Source organism: Streptomyces sp. NPDC127119 (genome assembly GCF_042677425.1).
Lineage (GTDB): Bacteria > Actinomycetota > Actinomycetes > Streptomycetales > Streptomycetaceae > Streptomyces.
The window spans coordinates 63,044-86,784 of sequence record NZ_JBHXTO010000023.1; the positions used below are offsets into that span (position 1 = coordinate 63,044).

General features: G+C 71.9%; 21 protein-coding genes. 16 read left to right on the forward strand and 5 right to left on the reverse strand.

The window, feature by feature from the left end:
* Positions 1–2: 2 nt before the first annotated feature.
* Positions 3–332 (forward strand): rhodanese-like domain-containing protein, encoded by a 330-nt coding sequence (locus ACFVH5_RS13735; protein ID WP_107017886.1) that lies wholly within the window; start codon positions 3–5, stop codon positions 330–332.
* A 30-nt stretch (positions 333–362) separates the two neighbouring features.
* Here ACFVH5_RS13735 and ACFVH5_RS13740 read toward each other — a convergent pair whose 3' ends face one another.
* On the reverse strand, positions 363–1,499 hold the full coding sequence (locus ACFVH5_RS13740) for an acyl-CoA dehydrogenase family protein (RefSeq protein ID WP_385833762.1): 1,137 nt from the start codon (positions 1,497–1,499) through the stop codon (positions 363–365).
* Positions 1,500–1,719: 220 nt separating this feature from the next.
* Between ACFVH5_RS13740 and ACFVH5_RS13745 the strand changes: the two genes are divergently transcribed.
* From ACFVH5_RS13745 to ACFVH5_RS13755, 3 genes are read left to right on the forward strand one after another with little or no spacing between them, the layout of a single operon-like run.
* Entirely contained in the window at positions 1,720–2,622 is a 903-nt protein-coding gene (locus tag ACFVH5_RS13745) for a DUF5819 family protein (RefSeq protein WP_385833764.1), read from the forward strand.
* Positions 2,619–4,196, forward strand: coding sequence for an HTTM domain-containing protein (locus ACFVH5_RS13750; protein ID WP_385833765.1), 1,578 nt, complete (start codon positions 2,619–2,621; stop codon positions 4,194–4,196). Before ACFVH5_RS13745 ends, ACFVH5_RS13750 begins: the two co-directional genes overlap by 4 nt.
* Positions 4,193–4,942, forward strand: coding sequence for a TrmH family RNA methyltransferase (locus ACFVH5_RS13755; protein ID WP_385833767.1), 750 nt, complete (start codon positions 4,193–4,195; stop codon positions 4,940–4,942). The genes ACFVH5_RS13750 and ACFVH5_RS13755 overlap by 4 nt, the downstream gene beginning before the upstream one ends.
* A gap of 141 nt (positions 4,943–5,083) precedes the next feature.
* Here the strand turns inward: ACFVH5_RS13755 and paaN are convergent, their stop codons facing one another.
* Positions 5,084–6,790, reverse strand: a complete 1,707-nt coding sequence (gene paaN, locus ACFVH5_RS13760) for a phenylacetic acid degradation protein PaaN (RefSeq protein ID WP_385833768.1) — start codon at positions 6,788–6,790, stop codon at positions 5,084–5,086.
* A 169-nt stretch (positions 6,791–6,959) separates the two neighbouring features.
* Here paaN and ACFVH5_RS13765 point away from each other — a divergent pair, with 169 nt between their 5' ends.
* Complete coding sequence (locus ACFVH5_RS13765) at positions 6,960–8,474, forward strand: 3-hydroxyacyl-CoA dehydrogenase (protein WP_385833769.1); 1,515 nt, start codon at positions 6,960–6,962, stop codon at positions 8,472–8,474.
* On the forward strand, positions 8,471–9,061 hold the full coding sequence (locus tag ACFVH5_RS13770) for a TetR/AcrR family transcriptional regulator (RefSeq protein ID WP_384803755.1): 591 nt from the start codon (positions 8,471–8,473) through the stop codon (positions 9,059–9,061). The genes ACFVH5_RS13765 and ACFVH5_RS13770 overlap by 4 nt, the downstream gene beginning before the upstream one ends.
* Positions 9,062–9,113: 52 nt before the next feature.
* Here the strand turns inward: ACFVH5_RS13770 and ACFVH5_RS13775 are convergent, their stop codons facing one another.
* Positions 9,114–9,599: an Lrp/AsnC family transcriptional regulator gene (locus ACFVH5_RS13775; protein ID WP_385833799.1), complete on the reverse strand. Its 486-nt coding sequence runs from the start codon at positions 9,597–9,599 to the stop codon at positions 9,114–9,116.
* Between the two features lie 189 nt (positions 9,600–9,788).
* On the opposite strand from ACFVH5_RS13775, the gene pdhA reads away from it, so the two are divergent.
* From pdhA to ACFVH5_RS13810, 7 genes are all read left to right on the forward strand, one after another.
* Positions 9,789–10,970 carry a pyruvate dehydrogenase (acetyl-transferring) E1 component subunit alpha gene (pdhA, locus tag ACFVH5_RS13780; protein ID WP_385833770.1) on the forward strand — a complete coding sequence of 394 codons (1,182 nt, stop codon included), beginning with the start codon at positions 9,789–9,791 and terminating at the stop codon, positions 10,968–10,970.
* Positions 10,967–11,971 carry an alpha-ketoacid dehydrogenase subunit beta gene (locus ACFVH5_RS13785; RefSeq protein ID WP_385833771.1) on the forward strand — a complete coding sequence of 335 codons (1,005 nt, stop codon included), beginning with the start codon at positions 10,967–10,969 and terminating at the stop codon, positions 11,969–11,971. Before pdhA ends, ACFVH5_RS13785 begins: the two co-directional genes overlap by 4 nt.
* Complete coding sequence (locus tag ACFVH5_RS13790; protein ID WP_385833773.1) at positions 11,971–13,425, forward strand: dihydrolipoamide acetyltransferase family protein; 1,455 nt, start codon at positions 11,971–11,973, stop codon at positions 13,423–13,425. The genes ACFVH5_RS13785 and ACFVH5_RS13790 overlap by 1 nt, the downstream gene beginning before the upstream one ends.
* 100 nt (positions 13,426–13,525) lie before the next feature.
* Positions 13,526–14,446, forward strand: coding sequence for an NTP transferase domain-containing protein (locus ACFVH5_RS13795; RefSeq protein WP_385833775.1), 921 nt, complete (start codon positions 13,526–13,528; stop codon positions 14,444–14,446).
* Positions 14,443–15,828: a molybdopterin molybdotransferase MoeA gene (locus ACFVH5_RS13800; protein WP_385833776.1), complete on the forward strand. Its 1,386-nt coding sequence runs from the start codon at positions 14,443–14,445 to the stop codon at positions 15,826–15,828. Before ACFVH5_RS13795 ends, ACFVH5_RS13800 begins: the two co-directional genes overlap by 4 nt.
* A complete protein-coding gene (locus ACFVH5_RS13805; RefSeq protein ID WP_385833778.1) occupies positions 15,816–16,922 on the forward strand; it encodes a potassium channel family protein in 1,107 nt (368 codons plus the stop codon). The genes ACFVH5_RS13800 and ACFVH5_RS13805 overlap by 13 nt, the downstream gene beginning before the upstream one ends.
* A 39-nt stretch (positions 16,923–16,961) precedes the next feature.
* Positions 16,962–17,942, forward strand: coding sequence for an NAD(P)H-quinone oxidoreductase (locus tag ACFVH5_RS13810; protein ID WP_385833780.1), 981 nt, complete (start codon positions 16,962–16,964; stop codon positions 17,940–17,942).
* A gap of 285 nt (positions 17,943–18,227) precedes the next feature.
* Here ACFVH5_RS13810 and ACFVH5_RS13815 read toward each other — a convergent pair whose 3' ends face one another.
* Positions 18,228–18,602, reverse strand: a complete 375-nt coding sequence (locus ACFVH5_RS13815; protein ID WP_385833781.1) for a hypothetical protein — start codon at positions 18,600–18,602, stop codon at positions 18,228–18,230.
* A 154-nt stretch (positions 18,603–18,756) separates the two neighbouring features.
* Here ACFVH5_RS13815 and ACFVH5_RS13820 point away from each other — a divergent pair, with 154 nt between their 5' ends.
* Complete coding sequence (locus ACFVH5_RS13820; RefSeq protein WP_384803731.1) at positions 18,757–19,332, forward strand: PadR family transcriptional regulator; 576 nt, start codon at positions 18,757–18,759, stop codon at positions 19,330–19,332.
* A gap of 86 nt (positions 19,333–19,418) precedes the next feature.
* A complete protein-coding gene (locus ACFVH5_RS13825) occupies positions 19,419–19,961 on the forward strand; it encodes a bacterial proteasome activator family protein (RefSeq protein ID WP_107017903.1) in 543 nt (180 codons plus the stop codon).
* Positions 19,962–20,098: 137 nt separating this feature from the next.
* Here ACFVH5_RS13825 and ACFVH5_RS13830 read toward each other — a convergent pair whose 3' ends face one another.
* Positions 20,099–21,775, reverse strand: a complete 1,677-nt coding sequence (locus ACFVH5_RS13830; RefSeq protein WP_385833783.1) for a protein kinase — start codon at positions 21,773–21,775, stop codon at positions 20,099–20,101.
* 353 nt (positions 21,776–22,128) lie between these two features.
* On the opposite strand from ACFVH5_RS13830, the gene ACFVH5_RS13835 reads away from it, so the two are divergent.
* The gene (locus ACFVH5_RS13835) at positions 22,129–23,682 is read left to right on the forward strand and encodes a protein kinase (RefSeq protein ID WP_385833785.1); all 1,554 of its coding nucleotides are present in this window, start codon (positions 22,129–22,131) and stop codon (positions 23,680–23,682) included.
* Positions 23,683–23,741: the final 59 nt, after the last annotated feature.

Below are 23,741 nucleotides of genomic sequence, written 5' to 3' on the forward strand. Positions count from 1 at the left end.
GTGTGCCCACGGTCGAGGTCGGGGATCTCGCGGACGGAGACTTCCTGCTGGACGTCCGGGAGGACGACGAGTGGCAGGCGGGTCACGCCGAAGGGGCCCTGCACATCCCCATCAGCGAATTCGTGGCCCGCTACGGCGAGTTGACGGAGGCGGCCCCGCAGGACGGCAGGGTCAACGTGATCTGCCGTTCCGGCGGCCGGTCGGCGCAGGTCGCCATGTATCTGAACCAGCAGGGCGTCGACGCGGTGAACGTCGCCGGCGGAATGCAGGTCTGGGCGGCCAAGGGCCGCCCCGTGGTGAACACGGAGGGGCAGCCGGGGTTCGTGCTGTAGCGGGGCGGACCTCGGCCGGAGCTCGCCCCCTCAGCCCAGGGGGTGGGCCGCCAGCAGGTCGCCCAGCGCCTCCTCGTGTGCCGCCGCAGGGCCGAGCGACAGCTCCAGGTGCTTGGCCCAGGCGTGGTACCGGTGCAGCGAGTAGTCGGTGTCCGCGCCGAAGCCCCCGTGCAGATGCTGCGCGGTCTGCACGACCCGGCGTACGCCCTCGGAGGCCCAGACCTTGGCGACGGCCACGTCCCCCGACGCGGGCAGCGCTCCGCCCGCCCCCGTGCTGATCCGCCACGCGGCCTGCCAGAGGGTCGCCTCCATCGCGCGCAGATCGATGTAGCGGTCGGCGGCCTGCACGGCCACGGCCTGGAACGTGGCGACCGGGAAGCCGAACTGCTCCCGCTTGCCGGTGTATTCGCTCGTCATGTCCAGGACCCGCTCGCCCAGGCCGAGGGCCAGCGCGCACGTTCCGGTGGCGAGCAGGTTCCGCAGCCACTCCCACGCGCCGTCGGCGTCGATGACGTCACGGGCGGGGATCCGTACGGAATCCAGGTGGAGTTCGCCGAGCAGCTCGCCCGTCGTCGAGATCTGCTCGGCGAGCGTCGCGCCCTGCTGGTCACGGGGCACGAGGGCGAGTACGGAGCGGCCCGTGCCGGTGCTCAGCGCGGGTACGAGGACGAAATCGGCGTTCCGCGCCCAGGGAACGGCCGTCTGCAGCCCGTCCAGCACCCACGCGCCGTCCTCCTGCCGTGCGGTCACGGCGAGTTCGGCGCCGTCGTGTCCGGTGCGTCCGTTCGCGGCGACCGTCAGGACCAGTTCGCCTCGGCCGGCGCGTCCGAGCAGGTCGGTCTTCAACTCCTCGCCGCCGTAGGTCTGTACGGCCACGGCGGCGGCCGTGCTCTCCAGCAGCGGCACCCTGGCGAGTACCTTCGCCGATTCCCGCAGCACCAGGCACAGGGCGACGGCGTCCAGACCGGCGCCGCCGTGGCGCGCGTCGAGCAGCAGGCTCAGGAGGTCCGCGGCGGCGAGCCGGGACCACAGGGCACGGTCGAAGTCGTCCGCGACGGCGCCCGCGGTGAGCGCGGGACTCGGCACGCCGTCCGGCGCGACCCCCGCGAAGACCGCCTTCGCCGCCTCCACGGCCGCCTGCTGTTCCTCGGTGAAGGTGAAGTCCACGGTCCCGTCCTCCCGGTCGGTCTGACACGTCGGTCCGGCGGAGCGTCAAGATAGAACAGGTTCTACAAAAAGGGAACGACGGCGGGCCGTAAGGTGTCCACCGCTCCGCTGTGCCCCCTGGGCTGTGCCGGGCGGGTGGGGCTGAGTACCGTTCCGGTGCGGCCGTCGCCGTCGCGGCACGGGCGGCGGCAATCGGGCAGACATGGGGAAACGGGGCGCAATGGATGCGTACGACGAGGGCGCGGACGCCCGTCCCGTGGCGGGCGAGCCCTCGGAGGCTCCCTCGGCCACTCCCGTACCGGCCGTGGACCCGCTCTCCGTGGACCCGCCCCCCGCAGGCCCGCCCCCCGCAGATCCGCTTCCGGCCGGTTCCCCTCCCCCCGTCGGCCCTCCCTCCGCCGACCCTTCCTCCGCCGGTCCTCCTCCTGAAGGCCCTGCCCCCGTGGGTATCGCGGCCCTCTCCCTCCCCTTTCAGATCGCCGCGGCCCTCGCGTTCGCGCTCGTCGCGCTGGTCGCCTGTGTGCACCTCGGCATGGTCTTCCTGCATGTCTCGCCGTCGAACACGGTCACCAAGCAGCACGGGCAGGCGATCGACGAGTGGATCTACCCGGAGTTCGAGCAGAACTGGAAGCTCTTCGCGCCCAACCCGCTGCAGCAGAACATCGCGGTCCAGGTCCGGGCCGAGGTGAAGAGCATGGACGGCGGCATCAGGACGACCCGCTGGTACGACCTCTCCGCGCTGGACGGCAAGGCCATCGACGGCAATCTGCTGCCCAGCCACACCGAGCAGAACGAACTGCGCCGGGCCTGGGACTTCTTCGCGGCCACGCACGACAACGCGAACCGACCGAACGGTCTGCGCGGCGACCTCTCCGAGCGCTATCTGCGCCGCATCGCGGTTCTGCGCCTCGACCGTGAGGGGGCGGGCGGCCGGGGAGCCGTCGTCCAGCAGGTCCAGGTCCGTTCCCGTACGACCAATGTGCCGCCGCCGGAGTGGAGCCAGGAGCAGGTGTCCGACAAGCCCGTCCTGCGCCAGCTGCCCTGGTGGCCGGTGTCGGACACCGACCGGGCGGCCGGGACCAGGCCCGTGGACTCCACGGAAACGGCGGCGAGCGCCCGATGAGCGACCACGAGAGCACCCCGGTGAGCGATCAGGACAGCGGTCCGGCGAGGAATCACGACGGCACCCCCGTGAGCGATCGGCCCGGCGGCCCGGTGGGCGCCCCGGAGCCCCGGCAGGCACGCAGTCCCGGCCGGGAGCGGCTGGCCGGACGGATCAGCCGTTTCGACCGCAAGCACCGGCTCGACCGGAAGCTGGGGCACGCCGTCTCGCGTCTCACCGGGCAGGCTCTGGGGCCGTACCAGACCGCGGTGATCCGCATAGGTTTCGCCGGGACCTGGCTGCTCTTCCTGCTGCGGGAGTTCCCGCACCGCCAGGAGATGTACGGGCCCGACGGACCCTGGAGCTGGGACCTGGCCCAGCAGCTCATCGCGAGCAACCACGCCTTCACCGTCCTGATGTGGGCCGACAGCCAGGTCTGGTTCGAGATCGTCTTCGGGTTCGCCGTGCTCTCCGCGGCCCTGTTCATGCTCGGCTGGCGCACCCGCACCATGTCCGTGCTCTTCCTGCTCGGCGTGCTCTCCCTCCAGAACCGCAGCATCTTCATGGGGGACGGCGGCGACAACGTCATCCACCTGATGGCGATCTACCTCGTGTTCACCCGCTGCGGCCAGGTGTGGTCGCTGGACGCGCGGCGCGAGCGCCGGACGGCGGCGGCACGCGCGCGTGGCGGTCATGAAGGGCACGAGGGGTACGAGGGGTACGAGGGGTGCGACGGGTACGAGGGGCATCCCGAGGCGGACCGGGGCGGTCGTCGGCCTGACCGGGTCGGGGTCGTTCTGTGGGCCGTGTCCGGTCTCGCCCTGGCGGCCGTCACGCTCGCCGGGAAGATCGACGGCGGAGTGCTGGGCGGCTGGCGGACGATCTACTGGGGACTGTGGGCGCTCCAGGCCCTGTGGTGGCTGGCCGGCCGGTACGCCGACCGGAGCGACCAGCCGCGGATCCTCCTCGACGTCGTCGCCAACCTCGTCCACAACGCGGCCCTCTTCGTGATCATGGCCGAGGCGTGTCTGATCTACGCGACCGCCGGCTGGTACAAGATCCAGGGCTCGCGCTGGCAGGACGGCACGGCCGTGTACTACCCGCTGCACCTGGACTACTTCTCCCCCTGGCCCGTCCTGTCCGACGTCCTGTCCGCGAGCGGCACCATGGTGATGCTGGTGACGTACGGGACCGTGGTCGCGCAGGTCGCCTTCCCCTTCACGCTGTTCAACCGGCGGGTGAAGAACGTTCTGCTGGCGGTGATGATGACCGAGCACGCCGTGATCGCCGTGGTGCTGGGCCTGCCGTTCTTCTCCCTCGCGATGATCGCGGCGGACGCGGTCTTCCTGCCGACGTCGTTCCTGCGCCGCCTCGGCGGCTGGGCCGCCCGCGTGCGTGAGTGGCTGGTTTCCAGGGTCTCCCGCAACTCCCGGTTCGGGCGCCTCGGGCGTGCGCTGCCGGGGCCGCGCGAGGACTCCGGGGAGGAGTCGGGTGGGTCGGGCGGGCCGGGTGCGGAAGCGGGCGACGAGCCGGGTGAGGGGGACCCGCGTGCCCCGAAGGCGGCCGATCCCCCGCACGTAGGCTTCACGGCATGACGGAACCCCGCGACCGCGAGCCTCTGAGCGCCTGGCACCGGCTCGCCGACACCGCCGTGCTGCTCGACGGCTTCCACGTCCTCAAGCACGCGCTGCGCTTCGACGCGGAGGTCCCGGTGGCCGTCACCACGGACCGGACGGCCGCGCTCACCCTCGCGGACGAGCTGGCCCCGGACGTACGGGAGAGGCTGGACGTCCTGCTGACGGAGGTCCCGGAGGCCGTGTACCGGGCGCTCGTGCCGCGTCCGCACCCCACGGGGGTGGCCGCACTGGCGGTACGGCCCTCACGTGACGCCAACCTGCGGGCACTGGCCCGTGTCCCCCGTACCGCGCCGGTGATCGTTCTCGACCAGCCGCGCAATCTCGGGAACGCCGGGGCCGTGATCCGGCTCGCGGCCGGGTTCGGGGCGACCGGGGTCGTCACGACCGGCACGCTCGATCCGTGGCATCCCACGGTCGTGCGGGGTGGGGCGGGGTTGCACTTCGCCACGGCCGTCGAGCGGCTGGCCGTGGACGAGTTGCCCTCCGGGCCGGTGTTCGCGCTCGATCCGGAGGGGGCGGATGTTCGGGAGCTGAAGCTTCCCGATGATGCGGTTCTTGCCTTCGGCTCGGAGCGGAGCGGGTTGTCGGGGGAACTGCGTGCGCGTGTCGACCACTTGGTGTCTTTGCCCATGCGGCCTCAGGTGTCGAGTTACAACCTCGCCACCAGTGTGGCCATGGCGTTGTTCCACTGGAGTGCGTCGTAGGGGCGCGTGGGTGGGTGCGGGTCCGCTGTGGCTGGTCGCGCAGTTCCTCGCGCCCCTTAAATGCGTGGTTGGCTGACGGTTCGTCGTGGTTGAGCGCGCAGTTCCCCGCGCCCCTGACGGGGACGGGGTCCCTGTGTGGGGCTACGCCTTCGTGTGGTGTTCGCTTCGGATTTCCACTACTCGGAAGCGGTTGGAGACGAATGCTCCGTCGCACAGGGCGGCGTTGGCCGCCGGGTTGCCGCCCGAGCCGTGGAAGTCGGAGAAGGCGGCCGTCTGGTTGACGTACACACCGCCCGTCAGGTTCAGGGAGAGCTGGGCCGCCTCGTCCAGGCACGCTTCCCGGACGGCTTCCTCGACCTCGTCCGAGGTCGTGTACGCGCCGACGGTCATCGCGCCCTTCTCACGGACGGTGCGGCGCAGCAGCTCCACCGCTTCCGCCGCCGAGTCGACCGCGACGGCGAACGAGACCGGGCCGAAGCACTCGCTCATGTAGGCGGCCTGGTCGTCCGGCTTGCCCCCGTCGAGCTTCACGATCACCGGTGTGCGGACCACCGCGTCGGGGAAGTCCGGGTTCGTGATCTCCCGTGAGGCGAGGGCGACTTCGCCCAGGCCGGCCGCCGCCTCGACGCGGGCCTTCACGTCCGGGTTCACGATCGCGCCCAGCAGGGCGTTGGCCCGGGCGTCGTCCCCGAGGAGCCCGTCGACGGCCCTCGCGAGGTCGGCGACCACCTCGTCGTACGACTTGGGGCCCTCCTCCGTACGGATGCCGGCGCGCGGGACGAGGAAGTTCTGCGGGGTCGTGCACATCTGGCCGCTGTAGAGGGACAGGGAGAAGGCGAGGTTCGACAGCATTCCCTTGTAGTCGTCGGTCGACTCCACGATCACCGTGTTGACGCCGGCCTTCTCCGTGTAGACCTGCGCCTGGCGGGCGTTGGTCTCCAGCCAGTCCCCGAACGCCGTCGAGCCGGTGTAGTCGATGATCCGGATCTCGGGGCGGGTGGCCAGGGTCTTGGCGATGCCCTCGCCGGGCCGCTCGGCGGCCAGCGCCACCAGGTTCGGGTCGAAGCCCGCCTCGGCGAGCACCTCGCGGGCCACCTGGACGGTGAGCGCCAGCGGAAGGACCGCGCGCGGGTGGGGCTTCACCAGTACCGCGTTGCCCGTGGCCAGGGAGGCGAACAGGCCCGGATAGCCGTTCCACGTGGGGAAGGTGTTGCAGCCGATCAGCAGCGCGACCCCGCGCGGCACCGGCGTGAACTGCTTGGTCAGCGCGAGCGGGTCGCGCTTGCCCTGGGGCTTCGTCCACTCCGCCGTGTCGGGCGTGCGGACCTGCTCCACGTACGCGTACGCCACCGCTTCCATGCCGCGGTCCTGCGCGTGCGGGCCGCCCGCCTGGAACGCCATCATGAAGGCCTGGCCGCTGGTGTGCATGACCGCGAGCGCGAACTCGTGCGTGCGGTCGCTGATCCGCTTGAGGATCTCCAGACACACCACCGCACGGGTCTCCGCGCCCGCGTCGCGCCAGGCGCGCTGCCCGGCGCGCATGGCGGGCAGCAGTGTGTCGACGTCCGCGTGCGGGTACGTGACGCCCAGCTCGATCCCGTACGGCGAGACCTCGCCGCCCACCCAGTCGTCGGTGCCGGGCTGGTCCAGGTCGAGCCGGCCGCCCAGCAGGGCGTCGAAGGCGGCCTTGCCCTCGGCCATTTCCAGGCTGCCGTTCTCCCCGTACGCCTTGGGGTGTTCGGGGTGCGGCGACCAGTACGCGCGTGTGCGCATCGCCTCCAGCGCCTGGTCGAGGGTCGGCCGGTGCTTGGCGACGAGCTCGTGCGCGGTCAGTGCGGCGGCGGCCATGCGGAACCATCTCCTCGTTTCATGAACTCTTCGTCGGGCTCAGGACCTGGCAGATCCTGCTCATGACCTGGGCAGAAACAGCCGGACAGAGTTAGAGTAACCGAACGATCGGTCGGGACAAGGGGGTCCGCTGAACCTGTGGAAAACCCCGTGCGGGAGGATCGCGAGCATGACAGCACTCGACCTCGCCGGCCCTGTGGCCGTCGTCGGCACCGGCACCATGGGCCAGGGCATCGCCCAGGTCGCGCTCGTCGCGGGCCACCCCGTGCGGCTGTACGACTCCGCGCCCGGCCGGGCCCGGGCGGCGACCGAAGCGATCGGCACCCGCCTCGACCGGCTCGTCGAGAAGGACCGGCTGACCGGCGCCGAGCGCGACGCGGCGCGGGCCCGGCTGCGCCCCGCCGAGAGCCTTGCCGACCTCGCCGACTCGGGGCTCGTCCTCGAAGCCGTCCTGGAGCGGCTGGACGTCAAACAGCAGCTGTTCCGCGAGCTGGAGGACATCGTCCCGGACGACTGCCTGCTCGCCACCAACACCTCCTCCCTGTCGGTGACCGCGATCGGCGGCGCCCTGCGCAACCCCGGCCGTTTCGTCGGGCTGCACTTCTTCAACCCCGCGCCGCTGCTGCCCCTAGTGGAGGTCGTCTCCGGGTTCGCGACCGACGTCACGTCGGCCACGCGCGCGTACGAACTGGCCCGCGCCTGGGGGAAGACCCCGGTCGCCTGCGCCGACACCCCGGGTTTCATCGTCAACCGCATCGCGCGGCCCTTCTACGCCGAGGCCTTCGCGGTCTACGAGGCCCAGGCCGCCGACCCCGCGACGATCGACGCGGTCCTGCGCGAGTCGGGCGGCTTCCGGATGGGCGCCTTCGAACTGACCGACCTCATCGGCCAGGACGTCAACGAGTCCGTCACCCGCTCCGTGTGGGAGGGCTTCTTCCAGGACGTGCGTTTCACCCCCTCGCTGGCCCAGCGGCGGCTCGTCGAGTCGGGCCGCCACGGCCGCAAGACGGGGCACGGCTGGTACGACTACGGCGACGAGGGCGAGCGGCCCGAGCCGCACACCGCGGAGAAGGTCCAGCCGCCCGCGTACGTCGTCGTCGAGGGCGATCTGGGCCCCGCCGCCGAACTGATCGCGCTGATCCGCGAGGCGGGCATCCAGGTCCGCGAGGACGAGGAGGACCACGGCACGCGCCTGGTCCTGCCGAGCGGCGGCCAACTGGCGCTCGCGGACGGCCAGACCGCCGTCGAGTTCCGTGACGTCGTCTACTTCGACCTGGCTCTCGACTACCGCAGGGCGACCCGGATCGCCCTGTCCCACTCGCAGGACACCCAGACGCAGACCCTCGCCGAGGCCACCGGGCTCTTCCAGGCGCTCGGCAAGGACGTCAGCGTCATCGGGGACGTGCCCGGCCTGATCGTCGCCCGCACGGTGGCCCGCATCGTCGACCTCGCGCACGACGCCGTCGCCAAGGGGGTCGCCACCGAGGAGGACATCGACACGGCGATGCGCCAGGGCGTCAGCTACCCGCTGGGCCCCTTCGAGTGGAGCCGCAGGCTCGGCCGCAGCTGGGCCTACGACGTCCTGGACGACCTGCACATGCGCGACCCGTCGGGGCGGTACGCGCCGTCCCTCGCGCTCTACCGCCACGCTTACGCCTCGGAAAAGCGGGAGGGCACCCCATGACCACCGCCAAGCGCGACACGTACACGCCGGAGACGCTGCTCTCCGTGGCCGTGCGGGTCTTCAACGAGCGCGGTTACGACGGCACCTCCATGGAGCACCTCTCCAAGGCGGCCGGCATCTCCAAGTCGTCGATCTACCACCACGTCACGGGCAAGGAGGAGCTGCTGCGCCGGGCCGTCAGCCGGGCGCTCGACGGCCTCTTCGGGATCCTCGACGAGGAGCACGCGCGCGAGGGGCGTGCCGTGGAGCGCCTGGAGTACGTCACCCGGCGCATGGTCGAGGTCCTCACCGCCGAACTGCCGTACGTGACGCTGCTGCTGCGCGTGCGCGGCAACACCGACACCGAGCGCTGGGCCCTGGCGCGGCGCCGCGACTTCGACCACGAGGTGGCCGCGCTCCTGAAGGCGGCGGCGGCCGACGGGGACGTACGCGCCGACCTGGAGGTCCGGCTCGCGACGCGGCTGGTCTTCGGAATGATCAACTCGATAGTCGAGTGGTACCGCCCGGACGGGCGGGGCATGGGCGAGCGCGAGGTCGCCGACGCGGTGGTGCTGATGGTCTTCGGGGGACTCAGACAGGCGGGCTGAGCGCGTTCCCGCGGGGCGCGTGGGCCGGACGGCGCGCCCCCGCCCGCCCCGCTCACCCCTGCGGTTCCAGGTCCTCCTCCTCGAACACCAGCAGCGTTCGGGTGCTGAGCACCTCGGGGATGGCCTGGAGCCGGGTGAGGACCAGTTCGCGCAGGGCCCTGTTGTCCGGCGTGTGCACCAGCAGCAGGACGTCGAAGTCACCGCCCACCAGTGCGATGTGGGACGCCCCGGGGAGTCTCCTGAGCTGCTCGCGGACCGTGCGCCAGGTGTTCTGCACGATCTTCAGCGTGATGTAGGCGGAGGTGCCGTGTCCCGCGCGCTCGTGGTCGACACGGGCACCGAAGCCGCGGATCACACCGTCCTCGACGAGGCGGTTGATCCGCGCGTAGGCGTTGGCACGGGACACGTGGACCCGCTCGGCGACCGATCGTATCGAGGCGCGGCCGTCCGCCTGGAGCATCTGGAGAATGTCCTGATCGATGGAGTCGAGCGGACGCGGCGGCGGCAGGGCCGCACCGGGGTCCGGTCCCTCGGCCATTTGTTCAGGTGCCATGTCCCCCCGCCTCCCTACCATGGACGTACTGCATCCATCTCAGGCTGTGCAGAACCGTTTGTCCACAGCCTGGAGGTGCCTGTAGCCAAAATGTGCCGACGACCGAACAATCGGTAGGTGAGGCGCGTCACTCTCGGCGGCCTCTCGAAGCGACTCCCACGAGGAGGTGCCGACATGACGGTCATGGAGCAGCGAGGCGCATACCGGCCGACGCCCCCGCCCGCCTGGCAGCCACGTACCGACCCCGCGCCGCTGCTGCCCGACGCGCTGCCCCACCGCGTCCTCGGCACCCGTGCGGCCGATCAGGTGGACCCGGAGTTGCTGCGCCGGCTGTACGCGGAGCTGGTGCGGGGCCGCCGGTACAACGCGCAGGCCACCGCCCTCACCAAGCAGGGCCGTCTCGCGGTCTACCCCTCCTCCACCGGCCAGGAGGCCTGCGAGGTCGCCGCCGCGCTCGTCCTCGAAGAGCGCGACTGGCTCTTCCCGAGCTACCGGGACACCCTCGCGGCGGTCGCCAGGGGCCTCGACCCCGTCCAGGCGCTGACGCTCCTGCGCGGCGACCGGCACACCGGCTACGACCCGCACGAGCACCGCATCGCCCCCCTGTGCACCCCGCTGGCGACCCAGCTGCCGCACGCCGTGGGCCTCGCGCACGCCGCCCGCCTCAAGGGCGACGACGTGGTCGCGCTCGCGCTGGTCGGCGACGGCGGCACCAGCGAGGGCGACTTCCACGAGGCACTGAACTTCGCGGCCGTCTGGCAGGCCCCGGTGGTCTTCCTGGTCCAGAACAACGGCTTCGCCATCTCCGTCCCGCTCGCCAAGCAGACCGCCGCCCCCTCACTGGCCCACAAGGCCGTCGGGTACGGGATGCCGGGCCGGCTGGTCGACGGCAACGACGCCGCCGCGGTGCACGAGGTCCTGGGCGAGGCGATCGCCCACGCGCGCGCGGGTCTCGGCCCGACGCTCGTGGAGGCGGTGACGTACCGCATGGAGGCCCACACGAACGCGGACGACGACAAGCGCTACCGCGAGGACGCGGAGGTCGAGGCCTGGCGGGCGCACGACCCGATCGCCCTCATGGAGCACGAGCTGACCGAGCGCGGACTGCTCGACGAGGACGGGATGCGCGCCGTGCGCGAGGACGCCGAGGCGATGGCCGCGGACCTGCGCGAGCGCATGAACCAGGACCCGGCCCTCGACCCCATGGACCTGTTCGCGCACGTCTACGCCCGGCCCACCCCGCAGCTCCTGGAGCAGGAGGCGCAACTGCGCGCCGAGCTGGACGCCGAGGCGCGCCACCACGACGACGAGGACGCGCACGTCCCCTCGCACGAGCCGGAAGGAAACACGCGATGACGACCGTCGCGGTGAAGCCGGCCACCATGGCGCAGGCGCTCGGACGGGCCCTGCGCGACGCCATGACCGACGACCCCACCGTCCATGTGATGGGTGAGGACGTCGGCGCCCTCGGCGGTGTCTTCCGTGTCACCGACGGCCTCGCCAAGGAGTTCGGCGAGGACCGGGTGACCGACACCCCGCTGGCCGAGGCGGGCATCCTCGGCACGGCGGTCGGCATGGCCATGTACGGGCTCAGGCCGGTCGTGGAGATGCAGTTCGACGCCTTCGCGTACCCGGCCTTCGAGCAGTTGATCTCGCACGTGGCGAAGATGCGCAACCGCACGCGCGGGGCGATGCCGCTGCCCCTGACCGTGCGCGTGCCCTACGGCGGCGGCATCGGCGGGGTGGAGCACCACAGCGACTCCTCCGAGGCGTACTACATGGCGACTCCGGGGCTGCATGTCGTGACGCCCGCGACGGTCGCCGACGCGTACGGGCTGCTGCGCGAGGCCATCGCCTCCGACGACCCGGTCGTCTTCCTGGAGCCCAAGCGGCTGTACTGGTCGAAGGACTCCTGGAACCCCGACGAGCCGCAGCGCGTGGAGCCGATCGGCCGCGCGGTGGTCCGCCGCCCGGGCCGCAGCGCCACGCTCATCACGTACGGGCCGTCCGTGCCCGTCTGCCTGGAGGCCGCGGAGGCGGCGCGGGCCGAGGGCTGGGACCTGGAGGTCGTCGACCTGCGCTCCCTGGTGCCCTTCGACGACGAGACGGTCGCCGCGTCCGTGCGCCGCACCGGCCGGGCCGTCGTGGTGCACGAGTCGGGCGGCTACGGAGGGCCCGGCGGGGAGATCGCCGCGCGGGTCACCGAGCGGTGCTTCCACCATCTGGAGGCGCCGGTGCTGCGCGTGGCCGGGTTCGACATCCCGTATCCGCCGCCGATGCTGGAGCGGCACCATCTGCCCGGTGTCGACCGGATCCTGGACGCGGTGGCGCGGCTGCAGTGGGAGGCACAGAGCTGATGGCCCAGGTCCTGGAGTTCAAACTGCCCGACCTCGGTGAGGGGCTCACCGAGGCCGAGATCGTCCGCTGGCTCGTCCAGGTCGGCGATGTCGTCGCCGTCGACCAGCCCGTCGTGGAGGTCGAGACGGCCAAGGCGATGGTCGAGGTCCCCTGTCCGTACGGCGGTGTGGTCACGGCCCGCTACGGCGAGGAGGGCACCGAACTGCCCGTGGGCTCGCCGCTGCTGACGGTCGCCGTGGGAGCGCCGGCCTCCGGCACACCGGACCTCGACGCGGCGGACCTCGGCCCGTCCGCCTTCGACACCCCGGCTTCCGGGGCACGGGCTGCCGGCGGCGAGGACGAGGGCTCCGGGAACGTGCTCGTGGGCTACGGCACACAGGCGCCTCCGGCACGGCGCCGCAGGGTACGACCGCCCGCGTCCGGCACGGGCCCGGGCCACCGGTCACCGGGCGCGTCCCCCGGCGCGTCCCGGACCGCCGCTCCGTCGCCGTCGCCGTCGCCCGCGGTGGGTGCGGATGCCGGGCGCCGGGTCGACGGCCCCGTGCCGGTCATCTCGCCGCTCGTGCGGCGGCTGGCCCGGGAGAACGGGCTCGATCTGCGGGCGCTGGCCGGTTCGGGACCCGACGGTCTGATCACACGTGCGGACGTGGAGCACGCCGTACGGGCCGGCGCGTCCGCCCCGGCCCTCGCACGCCCGGAGCGGAGCCCGGCGACGGCCCCCGTACCGGCCACCGCGCACGCGTCCGGCACCGCCGCCTCCCGCGCGGGCACCCGCGTCCCCCTCAAGGGCATCCGCGGTGCCGTCGCCGACAAGCTCTCCCGGAGCCGGCGCGAGATCCCCGACGCGACCTGCTGGGTGGACGCCGACGCGACGGAACTGATGCACGCGCGCGCGGCGATGAACGGGGCGGGCGGGCCGAAGATCTCCCTCCTCGCGCTCCTCTCCCGTATCTGCACCGCCGCGCTGGCCCGGTTCCCCGAGCTCAACTCGACGGTCGACACGGAGGCCCGCGAGGTCGTCCGGCTCGACGAGATCCACCTCGGGTTCGCCGCGCAGACCGAGCGCGGACTCGTCGTACCGGTGGTGAAGGGGGCGCACAGCAGGGACGCGGAGTCGCTGAGCGCGGAGTTCGCCCGGCTCACCGAGGCGGCCAGGACCGGGACGCTCACCCCGGCGGACCTCACCGGCGGGACCTTCACGCTGAACAACTACGGGGTGTTCGGCGTCGACGGCTCGACCCCGATCATCAACCACCCCGAGGCGGCCATGCTCGGCGTCGGCCGGATCGTCCCCAAGCCCTGGGTGCACGAGGGCGAACTGGCGGTGCGGAAGGTCGTACAGCTCTCGCTCACCTTCGACCACCGGGTGTGCGACGGCGGAACGGCGGGCGGTTTCCTGCGGTATGTGGCGGACTGCGTGGAACAACCGGCGGTGCTGCTGCGGACCTTGTGACCCCCTCGGCCCCGCAGAGCGCGCGGCCGTCCTTCGCCACCCCCGTCCACATGCTGTGCGCGGGGGTGGAAATGATCCATCGGACACCCATACTCGTGGGGTGACCGCGTTCGAGCCACCCAGCGCACCCGGTTCCTCCGACGCGTTCGGTTCCTCCGGCGCAGCCGGTACGGACGGCCATGACGCCGTCGTACTCGCCGGGGGCGCCGCCCGCCGCCTCGGCGGCGCGGACAAACCGGGCGTCCGTGTCGGCGGTCGCGCCCTGCTCGACCGCGTCCTCACCGCCTGTTCCGGCGCAGCCGTCACCGTGGTCGTCGCGGAGCCCCGGCCCACCGCGCGCCCCGTGGAGTGGGCACGTGAGGACCCTCCCGGCGGAGGCCCGCTCGCCGCGCTGGACGCCGGCCTGCGGCACACCACCGCCGAGTACGTCGTCGTGCTCTCCGCCGATCTGCCGTTCCTCGACCGGGAGACGGTACGAAAGCTGCTGACCGCCCTTCACGAGAGCGGCGGCGAGGGCGTGTTGCTCACCGACCCCGGCGGCCGCGACCAGCCCCTCGTGGCCGCGTACCGCCGCTCGGCGCTGCGACGCGAGTTGACGGCGCTGCGCGCCGAGCACGGCGAACTGACCGGTCTGCCGCTGCGGCGGCTCACCGGCGCGCTCGAACTGACCCGAATCACCGACCCCGTCGCGTCCTTCGACTGCGACACCTGGGACGACATCGCCGCCGCCCGGGCACGTATCAGGGAGCATGGGCACGTGTTGGATGAATGGATCACCGCAGTCAAGGACGAACTGGGCCTCGACCTGGACGTCGACACCGACGTCCTGCTCGACCTCGCCCGCGACGCCGCCCACGGGGTGGCCCGTCCGGCGGCGCCACTGACGACGTTCCTCGTCGGGTACGCGGCGGGCCGGGCCGAGGGAGGCCCCGAAGCGGTCGCGGAGGCCGCCCGCAAGGCCGCGGCACTCGCGCTGCGCTGGGCGGCGGAGGCCGGCTCCACCGACCCGGACGCCGGATGACCGCCTCGGGGCAGTTCGAGGAGATCGACTTCGACGTCGAGGAAGCCCTGGCCCTGGTCAAGGAAGGCGGTGCCCCGGTGCCCGACGACTCCGGATCCACCGGAGCCTCCCGCCCGGTGCCCTCCCCGGCCCCGGGAACCGCGAGCCGTAAGGACACCGCCGGGCCCGCCGGACAGGCCGAGCACCACACCGCCACGCCCTGGCAGCGGGCCCGGACCATCGCCGGGCGAGCCCCCCGCCGCCCGGACACCGCCGTCTCCGTCACGCTGGACGCCGCGCTGGGCCTCGTCCTCGCCGCCCCGCTCGCCGCGCTCTCGGACCTCCCGTCCTTCGACACGTCCGCGATGGACGGCTGGGCGGTCGCGGGCCCCGGGCCGTGGGACGTGCGGGCCGAGGGGGTGCTCGCGGGCCACGGCGTGCCCCAGCGGCTCACCGACGGCGAGGCGGTCAAGATCGCCACCGGAGCGCGGATCCCGCAGGACACCTCCGCCGTGATCCGCAGTGAGCACGGCCGCACCGACGAGAAGGAGCGGCTGTACGCGACACGGGACGTCGTGCACGGTCAGGACATCCGGCCCCGCGGCCAGGAGTGCCGCTCCGGCGACCCCCTGCTGCCGCCCGGCACGCTGGTCACCCCGGCCGTGCTCGGACTCGCCGCCGCCGCCGGATACGACACCGTCGCCGCCCTCCCCCGGCCCCGTGCGGAAATCCTCGTCCTCGGCGACGAGTTGCTCACCGAGGGGCTGCCGCACGACGGGCTGATCCGGGACGCGCTCGGCCCGATGCTGCCGCCCTGGCTGCGCGCGCTCGGTGCGGAGGTCATCGCCGTACGGCGGCTCGGCGACGACGCCGAAGCCCTGCGCAAGGCCCTCAAGAACTCCGGCGCCGACCTGATCGTCACGACCGGGGGCACCGCCGCCGGTCCCGTCGACCACGTCCACCCGATCCTGCGCCGCCTCGGCGCCGAACTCCTGGTGGACGGCGTCGAGGTGCGCCCCGGCCATCCGATGCTGCTGGCACGCCTCAAGGAGAACCAGCACCTCGTCGGGCTGCCGGGCAATCCGCTCGCCGCCGTCTCCGGCCTCCTCACGCTCGCCGAGCCCCTGCTGCGCACCCTCGCGGGACGCGGGGCCCCGGAGTCGTACACGCTGCCTCTTCAGGACGGCGTGCACGGGCACCCGTACGACACGCGGTTGATTCCTGTCGTCCTGCGCGGGGACCGGGCCGTGCCGCTGCACTACAACGGGCCGGCCATGCTGCGGGGTATCGCCGTGGCCGACGCGCTCGCGGTCGTGCCGCCGGGCGGTGCACGGACGGGTCAGGAACTTGAGATCCTCGACCTGCCCTGGGCCATGGCTGGGATCGAGGTGTGTTTCACGTGAAACTTCCGGGCCACGACGCGATCGCGCGGCAGGCGGGCGAACGGCTGGTCACCCATCGGGTGGAGCTGCCCCGCCAACGGGTGGAACGCCCTCTGTTCCAGGTCACCAAACGCGTCCTCATGGCGCTGCTGGTGCTGGTCGGCACGGCTTTCATCGTGTACTTCGACCGCGAGGGCTACACCGACAACTCCGACAAGTCGGTCGACCTGCTCGATGCCTTCTACTACGCGACCGTCACGCTCTCGACCACCGGGTACGGCGACATCACCCCGGTCAGTGACGGCGCCCGCCTCACCAATATCTTCCTGATCACGCCTCTGCGCGTGCTCTTCCTGATCATCCTGGTCGGCACCACTCTCGAAGTCCTCACCGAACGGACTCGGGAGGAGTGGCGACTGAACCGCTGGAGGACCGCCTTGCGGGAGCACACCGTTGTCATCGGGTTCGGCACGAAGGGCCGCTCGGCGATTCAGACCGTGTGCGCGACGGGGCTGAAGAAGGAGCAGGTCGTGGTCGTCGACCCCAGCTCCAAGGTGATCGAGGCGGCGACGGCGGACGGGTACGCGGGGGTGATCGGCGATGCCACGCGCAGTGACGTACTGCTGCGGGCCGAGGTGCAGCGGGCCCGGCAGATCATCATCGCGACCCAGCGCGACGACACCGCCGTGCTCGTCACGCTGACGGCGCGGCAGCTCAACCGCAAGGCGAAGATCGTGGCCGCCGTCCGCGAGGAGGAGAACGCGCCGCTGCTGAAGCAGTCCGGCGCCGACGCCGTCATCACCAGTGCGAGCGCGGCCGGCCGTCTGCTCGGTCTCTCCGTGCTCAGCCCCAGCGCGGGCATGGTCATGGAGGACCTCATCCAGCAGGGCAGTGGGCTCGACATGACCGAGCGGCCCGTCATAAAGGCCGAGGTCGGCAAGGGGGTCCGCGAGATCGAGGACCTGGTGGTGAGCGTCGTGCGAGGGCATCGGGTGCTCGGCTACGACGATCCGGCCATCGGGAAGGTGCAGTTGACGGACCGTCTGATCACCATCGTGCGGGTCAGCCCGCACAGCCATGTCGCGCCCGACATGAGGCCGCTGCCGCAGGACTGAATCCCCACGTGGCGGGCCGTCGGGAGTAGCCTCGCCCGCATGCGAGCGATCACGATTCCTGAACCTGGTGGGCCCGAGGCGCTGGTGTGGGACGAGGTCCCGGACCCGGTGCCCGGCGAGGGCGAAGTGCTGGTCGAGGTGGTGGCGAGCGCGGTCAACCGCGCCGATCTGCTGCAGCGGCAGGGCTTCTACGACCCGCCGCCCGGCGCGTCCCCGTATCCGGGGCTCGAATGTTCCGGACGGGTCGCCGCGCTCGGACCCGGTACCTCGGGGTGGAACGTCGGGGACGAGGTGTGCGCGCTGCTCTCGGGCGGCGGGTACGCCGAGAAGGTGGCCGTTCCGGCCGGGCAACTGCTGCCCGTGCCCGAGGGCGTCGACCTCGACAAGGCGGCCGCGCTGCCCGAGGTGTCCTGCACGGTCTGGTCCAACGTCTTCATGATCTCCCATCTGCGGCCCGGCGAGACGCTGCTGGTGCACGGCGGATCGAGCGGCATCGGCACGATGGCGATCCAGCTGGCGAAGGCCGTCGGGGCGAAGGTCGCGGTCACGGCGGGCAGCAAGGCGAAGCTGGACTTCTGCGCGGAGCTGGGTGCGGACGTGCTCATCAACTACCGCGAGCAGGACTTCGTCGAGGAGGTCAGGGCGGCCACGGACGGGGTGGGTGCCGATGTCGTTCTCGACAACATGGGAGCGAAGTATCTGGGGCGGAACGTCACCGCTCTCGCCGCGAACGGGCGGCTCGCGATCATCGGGATGCAGGGCGGGGCCAAGGGGGAGCTGAACATCGGGGCGCTGCTCAGTAAGCGGGGCGCTGTCACCGCCACGTCGTTGCGGGCCCGGCCGGGTGGGGAGAAGGCGGCGATCGTGGCGGCCGTGCGGGAGCATGTGTGGCCGTTGATCGCCGGTGGGCATGTGCGGCCGGTTGTCGATCGGGAGCTGCCCATGCGGGAGGCCGCGGCGGCGCATCGGGTGCTGGAGGAGAGCAGTCACATTGGGAAGGTGCTGCTCACGTTGGCGTAGGGGTGGGCGGGGTCGGGGTTCGGGTGCGGGGCCGTGGGGGCTTGTCGCGCCGTTCCCCGCGCCCCTGGATGTGACGGGCTCGCCTTGTCGGATTCGTGGGGGCGGTGGCGGTGGGGTTGTGCGTCGGGTGCGGGCCCGTGGGGGTTGCTCGCGCCGTTCCCCGCGCCCCTTAAGGCCACGGGCTCGCCTTGTCGTGTTTGTGGGGCGGGAGGATGAGGCTGTGCGTCGGGTGCGGGGCCGTGGGGGCTTGTCGCGCCGTTCCCCGCGCCCCTTGGGGCGCGAGGTCTAGGTTCTGCGGGTTCTCAGGGCCAGGAAAGTCAGGCCCAGGCCCAGGCCGATGAGGATCAGGCCTGTGCCCAGGGGGAGTACCTGGAGTATGGGTTCCGGGGTTTTCACCGGGCGGGTGGGGGCCTCGCGGGCGTCGATGGGGTGGGCAGGCCGTTCGGGGGGCGCTGCGCTGTCCGGGTGAGCCGACGGGGAGTCCTCCGGCGGCGGAGGCGTCTCCCGGCCCGGACGCTCACGGCCCTCTCCCGCCCGGCTGCCGGCCCGCGACTCGGCGGGGACCGGCTCGTACGCGGCGGCGTAGGGCGTGAACGCGGGGCCCGCCAGCAGCGGCAGCAGCAGGCCGGTCACGCGCAGGGTGCGAAGCCACGGAGTCACGTCGGTGACCCCCTCCCGGTACGGAGGATCCAAGATCAGCGGCTTCAGCCTCACACGGGGTGCCCGCACCGGCATCCGGAGCCCGGACGCCCCGAGCCGTGTCACGTTCAGTGGCAGCCGTGGCGCGCACAGGTGTACGGGGTACAGATCGGGTATGTCGATACGCCATGGCCTGCTGGCGCTTCTGGAGCGCGGTCCCCGCTACGGCTCCCGGCTGCGCACCGAGTTCGAGGCGCGCACCGGCTCGACCTGGCCGCTGAACATCGGCCAGGTCTACACGACCCTCGCCCGGCTGGAACGGGACGGCCTGGTCGTACAGCAGGGCGCCGACGCGGCGGGACACGTGCTGTACGCGCTGACGGACGCGGGGCGGGCCGAGCTGCGGGCCTGGTTCATCCGTCCCGTGGAGCGTTCGAACCTGCCGCGCGACGAACTGGCGATCAAGCTGGCCATGGCGGTCGGGGCGCCGGGAACCGACGTCCGGGCGATCGTGGAGGCGCAGCGGCGGTATCTCTCGGAGACCATGCACACGTACACCCGGCTCAGGGCCCGGGCGCTCGCGGAGGCGCCCGCGCACCGCGACGAGGTGGCGCGGCTCTTCGTGCTGGAGCATCTGATCTTCCGCGCGGAGGCCGAGATCCGCTGGCTGGACCACTGCGAGGCCCGTCTGCTGCGGCTCGCCGAGGCCGCCGCCACGGAGCCGCCGCCCCCGTCGCCGCCGCCCGCCTGACGCGGGGCGCCCGTTCGTACAGGGTGGATCACGCTCTGGAGGGGGCACCACGCTGATGACGTGTGTGAGTGCGAGAGAATGGCGGCATGGAGATGCCGAGGAACGAGAGGTCACCGGAGAACCCCCAGATCCTGGTCGTAGGCCAGGACGGGATGGCTCTCGGTGGCGGTGGAGACGAGGACTCCCGAGAGATCCCGGTGACGGAGATGGTGGAACAGCCGGCCAAGGTCATGCGCATCGGGAGCATGATCAAGCAGCTGCTGGAGGAGGTGCGTGCGGCACCCTTGGACGAGGCGAGCCGGGTACGGCTCAAGGAGATCCATGCCAGCTCGGTGAAGGAGCTGGAGGACGGGCTCGCGCCCGACCTCGTCGACGAACTGGAGCGGCTCTCCCTGCCGTTCACGGACGACGGCATCCCTTCCGACGCCGAACTGCGGATCGCGCAGGCTCAGTTGGTCGGCTGGCTGGAGGGTCTCTTCCACGGGATCCAGACCACCCTGTTCGCCCAGCAGATGGCGGCAAGGGCCCAGTTGGAGCAGATGCGCCGGGCGCTGCCGCCGGGCGCGGGCGGCGAGGAAGAGCTGGTGGACCCGCGCGCGGGCGGCCGTTCGGGCGGCCCGTACCTGTAGAAGCAGTCGTACGAGACGCAGCCATACGAGACGCGGCCATACGAGAAGCAGTCGCACGAGAGGGGCCCGGCAGAGATGCCGGGCCCCTCTCGTACTGTCCTACGGGGTTCGCGCTGTCCTACGGGGTTCGTGACGGATCAGGCCGGGTCGCCCGTCGACACGTAGAGCTGGATCTTCGGCATGCTCTTGGGGTCGACGTCCGTCTCCGCCTCGGGGATCTGGGTCATGACCGTGCCCTCGCCGTACGCGTTCTCGTCCACCGACTTGGCCTCGTACTGCCAGCCCGCCGCCTGGAAGCACGCCTTCACGGAATCGATGTTCTTGAACTTGAAGTTCGGGACCTTGATCTTGTCGGCGTCGTTGTACGACTCGTCGGGCTCCGTGCACTCGGTCGTGTCGATCTTCTTCGTGGTGTCCGGACCCTTGTGGTTCTCCCCGGCCGCCTCCTCGGAGGCCGACGCGCGGGCACTGTTGGCGGCGTCCGTCTTCTTGTCGTCGTCGCCACCGCTCATCGACAGAGCGGTGATCAGCCCGCCGACGGCGAGCAGCGCGACGACGATCGAGCCCACGATCACCGGCATGTTGTTCTTGCGGCCACCGCCGGACCCGCCCGCGGACTGCGGGGACATCGTGTACGGCGGCGGGGTCGTCAGACCCTGTTGCGGGCTGTACGCGGCGGTCTGGTGCGGGGTCGGGTAGCCGCCCTGCTGCGGATAGCCGTACGACGGAGCCGGCGCGTGCGCGGGATTCGGCGCCGGAGTGGGCGCGGGCGTCGACGGGCCGTAGGGGCCGGGCTGGTACGGCGTCTGTACGTTGCCCTGCGGTGCCTGCGCCGAATGGTCGACCGGCGGGAACACCGCGGAGCCCACACCGGCTCCGCTGGACGTCTGCACGCCCGGAACGATGCTCGGGGGCACGGCCTGCACGGACTGGGCCACGCGCAGGCATTCGTCGCGCATCGACTCCGCGCTGACGAAACGCTCGTTCGGGTTCTTCTTCAGCGCGCGGGCGATCAGCGCGTCCACGGCCGGGGGCAGCGAGCGGTTGACCGAGGAGGCCGCGACGGGCGTCTCCTGGACGTGCGCGTACGCGATGGCCAGCGGCGAGTCCGCCTCGAACGGCAGCCGCCCGGTGACCAGTTGGAAGAGCATGATGCCGACCGAGTACAGGTCGGAGCGGGCGTCGACACCGCGGCCGAGGGCCTGCTCGGGGGAGAGGTACTGCGGAGTGCCGACGACCATGCCGGTCTGGGTCATGGAGGTCACACCGGACTGCATGGCGCGGGCGATGCCGAAGTCCATCACCTTGACCACGCCGCGCTTCGTCATCATGACGTTGCCCGGCTTGATGTCGCGGTGGACCAGCCCCATCTCGTGGCTGATCTCCAGGGCGGCCAGCACGTCCGCGGTGATCTTCAGGGCCTTGTCGACGGGCATGGCGCCGTACTGCGCGACGTCCTGGTCGAGGACCGAGCCGAGCGGACGGCCCTCCACGTACTCCATGACGATGTACGGGGTCGGCGCCCCGGAGCCGCCTTCGAGCTGGGTGTCCTCGCCGGTGTCGAAGACCGAGACGATGTTCGTGTGCGTGAGCTTGGCCACCGACTGGGCCTCGCGGCGGAATCGCTCGCGGAAGGCCTGCTCACGGCCGAGGTCGGTGTGCAGTGTCTTGATCGCGACCTGCCGGTCGAGCACCGAGTCGTAGGCGAGGTGCACGGACGCCATGCCGCCCTCGCCGAGCAGGTCGCGCAGCTGATAGCGCCCGCCGGCGACCGATCGCCCCACGTACCGCCCGTGTCCGCCGTCCTGGCTCATCTTTCCGCGTCCCCCATCGGCAGTGCGCCGTCACGCGGGCGAAAGTCGTCTGGTGTGGCTCCCGCGGCCGGTGATCTCTGGTGTTATTCAGGCCAAGTCTGCCGGAGGGCACTGACACGTCAAGCTCGGTGCCCGTTCCGTGACCGTACGCGAAGGAAGCGTCGCGGAAGCGTTACAGGTGCTGTACGGCCGGTACACACAATGTGCACCCGCGGACCTGCCGCGGGTTCCGCGAGCGGGTCCATCACGGACCGGCGCTTCGCGTGGAGGCTGTAGCGTGGCCCGACGGAGACCGTAACAACCACCGCGCGTACTACGTCGACCGGTGCGGACAGAAACGACGGCGAGGACTGATGGCACAGCAGCAGCGCGCTCAGGGCCCGTCCGACCCCGAGGCGACTGGCGGCGGTATGTCAGATGCGCCGGAGTTGTGGGGTAACGGCGGACTGGTCGGGGACGGCCGGTATCGGCTCACCCACAGACTCGGCCGGGGTGGTATGGCCGAGGTGTTCGCGGCCGAGGACGTCCGGCTGGGGCGGACCGTGGCGGTCAAGCTGCTCCGTTCCGACCTGGCCGAGGACCCGACCTCGAAGGCCCGCTTCACACGCGAGGCCCAGTCGGTCGCCGGCCTCAACCACCATGCGGTGGTGGCGGTGTACGACTCGGGCGAGGACGTCCTCCCCCACCAGGTCGTCCCGTACATCGTGATGGAGCTCGTCGAGGGCCGCACGATCCGCGACCTCCTGATCAACGCCGAGGCCCCGGGGCCCGAGCAGGCGCTGATCATCGTCTCCGGGGTGCTCGAAGCGCTCGCCTACTCGCACCAGCACGGCATCGTGCACCGGGACATCAAGCCCGCGAACGTGATCATCACCGACACCGGTGCGGTCAAGGTGATGGACTTCGGCATCGCGCGCGCCCTGCACGGCGCCCAGTCGACGATGACCCAGACCGGAATGGTCATGGGCACGCCCCAGTACCTCTCTCCGGAGCAGGCGCTCGGCAAGGCGGTCGACCACCGCAGCGACCTGTACGCGACGGGCTGTCTGCTCTACGAACTCCTCGCGCTGCGGCCCCCGTTCACCGGTGAGACCCCGCTGTCGGTGGTCTACCAGCACGTCCAGGACATTCCGGTGCCCCCGTCCGAGGTCTCGGACGCGACGCCGCCGGAGCTCGACGGCCTGGTCATGCGCTCCCTCGCGAAGGAGCCGGACGACCGGTTCCAGACCGCCGAGGAGATGCGCGGCCTCGTCCAGTACGGGCTGCAGATGCTGTACGACCAGGGCGGCCACACCGGCACCTGGAACACCGGCCCGGTCGCCGCGCACGAGGGCATGACCACTCCGGCGCTGGGTCTCGCGGGCGCGGCCGGGCTGCCGCACCCCGGCGACTCGGGCACCGCCCAGATCCCGTCACCGCTGCTGCCCCCGGGCATGGGCGGAGGCGACGACGGCGGGTTCGAGGGCCACGGCAACCACGGCAGTGGCCGCGGCAAGATGTGGATCCTCGCCGTCTTCGCGGTGATAGCGATCGCGGCGGGTGTGGCGCTGGCGCTGAACGGCGGTGGCGGCGGTGGCGGCGGGGCCGGCACGAAGACGACGCCGACCGCCTCGGAGACCGAGAAGGACTCCACCCCGAGCGAGGACACCTCGGACGAGCCGACGGACGAGGAGACGGACGAGGACACGAGCACGGGCGGCAACTCGGACTACACGCCGTCGTACGAGCCGTCGCCGACGTACTCGCCCTCGCCCACCGAGTCGAAGCCCTCGGCCGACCCGACGACGAAGGAGCCCACTCCTACGGAGACGGAGGAGGAGCCGACTCCCACGGAGGAGGAGCCGACCGCGTCGGAACCGGCGGGCGACGGCGGCAACACGAACGGGGAGCCCGGCGCCGAGGGCTGACCCTCCGGCCCGCCCCTGAAGAAGCGTCCCCCACGCGCGCGTGGTGGCCGGGTAAGGGC

Coding starts and splice junctions, on each gene's coding strand:
- ACFVH5_RS13835 (WP_385833785.1), top strand. CDS start 22,129: ATGGCACAGCAGCAGCGCGCTCAGGGCCCGTCCGACCCCGAGGCGACT.
- ACFVH5_RS13755 (WP_385833767.1), top strand. CDS start 4,193: ATGACGGAACCCCGCGACCGCGAGCCTCTGAGCGCCTGGCACCGGCTC.
- ACFVH5_RS13820 (WP_384803731.1), top strand. CDS start 18,757: ATGTCGATACGCCATGGCCTGCTGGCGCTTCTGGAGCGCGGTCCCCGC.
- ACFVH5_RS13830 (WP_385833783.1), bottom strand. CDS start 21,775: ATGAGCCAGGACGGCGGACACGGGCGGTACGTGGGGCGATCGGTCGCC.
- ACFVH5_RS13750 (WP_385833765.1), top strand. CDS start 2,619: ATGAGCGACCACGAGAGCACCCCGGTGAGCGATCAGGACAGCGGTCCG.
- ACFVH5_RS13825 (WP_107017903.1), top strand. CDS start 19,419: ATGGAGATGCCGAGGAACGAGAGGTCACCGGAGAACCCCCAGATCCTG.
- pdhA (WP_385833770.1), top strand. CDS start 9,789: ATGACGGTCATGGAGCAGCGAGGCGCATACCGGCCGACGCCCCCGCCC.
- ACFVH5_RS13800 (WP_385833776.1), top strand. CDS start 14,443: ATGACCGCCTCGGGGCAGTTCGAGGAGATCGACTTCGACGTCGAGGAA.
- ACFVH5_RS13810 (WP_385833780.1), top strand. CDS start 16,962: ATGCGAGCGATCACGATTCCTGAACCTGGTGGGCCCGAGGCGCTGGTG.
- ACFVH5_RS13785 (WP_385833771.1), top strand. CDS start 10,967: ATGACGACCGTCGCGGTGAAGCCGGCCACCATGGCGCAGGCGCTCGGA.
- ACFVH5_RS13765 (WP_385833769.1), top strand. CDS start 6,960: ATGACAGCACTCGACCTCGCCGGCCCTGTGGCCGTCGTCGGCACCGGC.
- ACFVH5_RS13790 (WP_385833773.1), top strand. CDS start 11,971: ATGGCCCAGGTCCTGGAGTTCAAACTGCCCGACCTCGGTGAGGGGCTC.
- ACFVH5_RS13745 (WP_385833764.1), top strand. CDS start 1,720: ATGGATGCGTACGACGAGGGCGCGGACGCCCGTCCCGTGGCGGGCGAG.
- ACFVH5_RS13775 (WP_385833799.1), bottom strand. CDS start 9,599: ATGGCCGAGGGACCGGACCCCGGTGCGGCCCTGCCGCCGCCGCGTCCG.
- ACFVH5_RS13770 (WP_384803755.1), top strand. CDS start 8,471: ATGACCACCGCCAAGCGCGACACGTACACGCCGGAGACGCTGCTCTCC.
- paaN (WP_385833768.1), bottom strand. CDS start 6,790: ATGGCCGCCGCCGCACTGACCGCGCACGAGCTCGTCGCCAAGCACCGG.